Raw genomic sequence first — 3129 nt, 5'->3', positions numbered from 1 at the left:
CATCCCCGCCGCACAGCTACCGCCTGACACCCCACCCCCGGCCGCCGCTTACCCGGTGCCGCCGACGCCCGCTGCCACCCCGTACGGACAGCCGCCCGGACCGGGCGGACCGGCTGGCACGGCGCCGGGTCAGTACCCGCCGCCGACCACCACCGCACCGCGATCACCGACCTCACCGACGACCGACCCGGGCAGGCGACGGCGGGGCCTGGGACGCAACGGGCGCGCCGAGCGGACGCACATCCCGGTGACGCGCACCAGCCGCGTCTGGACGACGCTGCTGCTGTTCGCGCTCGTCCTCATCCTTCTGCTGATCTTCATCCTGCAGAACCAGGACGACGTGAAGCTGTCCTACCTCGGCGCGCACGGGTCGATCCCGCTCGCCGTCGCGATGCTGTTCTCGGCGATCGCCGGGGCGCTTCTCGTCGCGATCCCGGGCGTCGGCCGCATGATCCAGCTCCGCAAGGTGGCCCGGCGCGGCACCGCGGCCGCTCCGGCCGCTCCCGTTACTCCGGCCACTCCCGTCGCTCCCGCCGATGGACGGGTCCCGTCGGACCCGGCGGCCGGCAAGGCAGCCAAGATGCTGCACCGCCCGACCCGGTAAGACCGCGATGAGACGGCGCCGCGGGGATGACCGGCCCACCGACCAGCGCGCCGCCGTCCAGGACACCGGCGCCGCACCCCCACCAGGTGGGGCCGTGCTGCCGGACCAGGCGGTGGTGCCGGACCAGACGGTGGTGCCGGGCCAGACAGTGGTGCCGGACCAGGCGGTGGTGCCGGACCAGGCGGTGGTGCCGGACCAGGCGGTGGTGCCGGGCCAGACAGTGGTGCCGGACCAGACAGTGGTGCCGGACCAGGCGGTGCTGCGGGATCAGGCGGTGGCGGCCGTGCGGGCGGTCGAGCGGCCGGGGCAGGCTGACGAGCTGACGTGGCGGTCCAGGTTCGGGGTGCTGCGCCGCACGGTCCGTGAATTCATGGACGACGACCTCCCCGACCGGGCCGCCGCGCTGACCTACTACGCGGTGCTGGCCATCTTCCCCGCGCTGCTCGTGCTGGTGTCGCTGGTCGGGCTGCTGGGCGAGTCGACGACGGACCGCCTGCTCGACAACATCGAGCAGCTCACGCCCGGCCCGGCGCGCGACATCCTGCACAACGCCGTCAACGGGCTGCGCGACAGCGCCGGATCCGGCGGGATCGTCGCGATCCTCGGCGTGGCCGGCGCGCTGTGGTCCGCCTCCGGCTACATCGCCGCGTTCATCCGCGCCGCGAACGCCGTCTACGACATGCCGGAGGGTCGGCCCGTCTGGAAGATCGCCCCACTGCGCCTGCTCATCACGGCCGTCTTCGTGGTGCTGCTCGCGGTCAGTTCGCTGATCGTCGTGTTCAGCGGCGCGCTCGCCGAGCAGGCGGGCACGGCGATCGGCCTGGGCCACGAGGCCCTCACCGCCTGGTCGTTCGCGAAGTGGCCGATACTCGTGCTGATCGTCACGGCCATGATCGCCCTGTTGTACTGGAGCACGCCCAACGTGCGCCTGCACGGCTTTCGCTGGCTGACGCCGGGCAGCGTGCTGGCCGTCGTGATCTGGCTGGTCGCGTCCGGGGCGTTCGCCGTCTACGTGGCCACGTTCGGGTCCTACAACAAGACCTACGGCACGCTCGCCGGCGTCATCGTGTTCCTGGTGTGGCTGTGGCTGTCGAACCTGGCGGTCCTGCTCGGCCTGGAGTTCGACGCCGAGATCGCGCGAGGGCGGGCGATCGCCGCGGGTCTCGACGAGAGCATCGAGCCGTACGTGGAACCGCGCGACACCCGCGCCTGGCCGCGCCCGCGCCGACGGGTCGCCCGCCACTGAGGCCCCGCGACTGAGTCGGGGCCACGAGACCCGAGGCCGCTACCAAGCTTCAGCGAGAGGGCTTCCGCCTTCAGCCGGGAGGTGAATCGCCGTGTATTCGGGTGGAGTTACAGCCATGCCCCGGTCGGTTCACGGGCGGGAATGTTCGTGACAAGGAAACTGACGGCCCAGGCATGGTCGGCGACGCCGTCCAACGCGAGGGTGAGCTGGTCTTGCGGGATGGTCCGCCGCCGCCGGGAACGGGAATCGGTGGAGATCTCGGCGGCGGGGACCAGCCCGGTACGCGCCCAGCTCGCCGACGACGTCGGACCGCAGCCGGTCGAGCCCTGGCAGCGTCGCCTGCCCGGCCATCCCCGTCAGCGACGGGTCCACCGGCCCGGTCCACACCCGCGGGGCCCGTACCCAGAAGTCTTCGACATGCGTAGTCTGTTCACCCGGCGGGTACCTCTCGCCCGGGTCCATCGGTTGGCTTGGTAACCCCGATTCTCCATCAAGATTAACAAGCCGCTCGGCTAGCGTCCCGGGCCGCCGAGGAACGCCAGAATCCCCGCGGCGATGCCTTCGGCGGCCCGCTGGCGCCAGGCCGCGTCCGTGACGTGCCCGGCGTCCGTCCGGTTGCGCATGTTGGCGCACTCGATGAAGACCTTGGGGACGGTCGAGAGGTTCAGGCCGCCCAGGTCGGACCGGTCGACGATGCCCTGGTTGTTGGCGAGGTAGTCCGCTGGGTGCTCGCCCGTCGCCTTCTCGTACGCGTCCCGCATCGCCGCGGCCAGGTGCGCGGACGCGGTGAGGATGCCCGCGTTCACGCCGTTCGGCGCGCGGTCCGGGCTGATCACGTGGAAGCCGGTGCCGCTGGCCGGGCCGCCGTCGGCGTGGATGGAGACCGCGGCCGCCGCGTGCGCGTCGCCGCCGGCCCGGCCGCGGGCGTCGACGCACGGTCCGACGCCGGTGTCGTTGTGCCGGGTGAGCACGACGGCCAGGCCGTGCACCCGGAGCAGGGTCGCGGCGCGGTTCGCGACGTCCCAGGTGAAGACGTGCTCCGGGTAGCCGCTGTTGGTCGACGCGCCCGCCGTGTCGCATTCCTTGAGGAAGCCGCCCGCGGCGACCTTGCGGTTGATCTCCGTCGGGTGGGAGCCGTTGCCCCCGTCGTGGCCGGGGTCGATGACGACGACCTTCCCGGCCAGGCCCGAGCTCGACGGGCTTGGGCGCGCCGACGCCGACGCCGACTGCCCTGGCGTCGGGTGGCGGGATGGTGCCGTGGCGGGCGGCCGGCCGGTGG

The 3129-nt window shown here is 72.8% G+C and carries 3 protein-coding genes; 2 read left to right on the top strand and 1 reads right to left on the bottom strand.

All coding sequences use genetic code 11. The annotated features are described in order from the left end of the window. Both NBZ85_RS29470 and NBZ85_RS29465 read left to right on the top strand, forming a co-directional pair. On the top strand, positions 1 to 604 hold a 604-nt coding region (locus tag NBZ85_RS29470), incomplete at its 5' end, for a LapA family protein (protein ID WP_261563207.1). Between the two features lie 7 nt (positions 605 to 611). Beyond that, positions 612 to 1850, top strand: coding sequence for a YihY/virulence factor BrkB family protein (locus NBZ85_RS29465; protein ID WP_261560591.1), 1239 nt, complete (start codon positions 612 to 614; stop codon positions 1848 to 1850). A gap of 512 nt (positions 1851 to 2362) precedes the next feature. Here NBZ85_RS29465 and NBZ85_RS29460 read toward each other — a convergent pair. Next, the coding region (locus tag NBZ85_RS29460; RefSeq protein WP_261563206.1) for an N-acetylmuramoyl-L-alanine amidase at positions 2363 to 3129 on the bottom strand (767 nt) is incomplete at its 5' end.

This window comes from Frankia tisae (assembly GCF_025403405.1).
GTDB classification, from domain to species: domain Bacteria; phylum Actinomycetota; class Actinomycetes; order Frankiales; family Frankiaceae; genus Frankia; species Frankia tisai.
Note: the sequence above shows the minus strand (reverse complement) of the source record. Positions and strands in the feature narration are given on the sequence as shown.